Here is a 692-nt window from a genome sequence, read left to right on the forward strand (position 1 = left end):
GCTGTACCGAGTACAATCGAAAGTTCTGCTTTAAAATAGTTCAAAAATTTGAAAATATTAAGGCCAGTGAATTTTAAAATTCCACCGAGAATAATCACCACAAATGCAATACATGTGGCATAGAATAAAAGCACCAAGTAGCCCAGTTGAACCAAAGAGTCGATACCAAACTTGGCCGTGGTGTAGGCCACAGAACCCAATACCCCTAGTGGCGCCAATCGGATAATCAGTCCCATCATTTTAAAGAAAATTTCTGAAAATGCTTCCAGTGCCTGCCGAACAATTTCTGCCAGATGGCGCGGAACCAGTAACATCCCGACGCCAAATAAGATTGCAATCAGGAGGACTTGTAAAATATCGCCGTTTGCAAAAGCACCAAAAAGGGTTTTAGGAATGATGTGTAAAATGAAGTCTGAACCTGAACTCATTTCATGGGCACGTTCGGTATAAACCGTTAAATCTTTGCCGTCGAGTTTGGACAGATCAATATTCATTCCTGCGCCAGGTTTAAAGATATAAGCAATTGCAATGCCTAAAATTAGTGCAATTGTGGTGACAATTTCAAAATACAGGATCGTTTTTGCACCAACTTTACCCATTTTTTTAATGTCATTTGCACCATAAATGCCAAGCACCACCACACAAAAAACAATCGGTGCAATTAACATTTTAATCAGTGAAATAAAGCCATC

Annotated in this window: 1 protein-coding gene; it reads right to left on the minus strand. The window is 39.5% G+C overall.

What is annotated here, in order from left to right; translation table 11 throughout:
* Positions 1 to 692, minus strand: a 692-nt coding sequence (locus tag ADA42_RS00185; protein ID WP_048763040.1) for a cation:dicarboxylate symporter family transporter, incomplete at both ends; no start/stop codon positions are given.

Origin of the sequence: Acinetobacter sp. 243_ASPC, assembly GCF_001054715.1 — a bacterium.
GTDB classification, from domain to species: Bacteria; Pseudomonadota; Gammaproteobacteria; order Pseudomonadales; family Moraxellaceae; genus Acinetobacter; species Acinetobacter soli.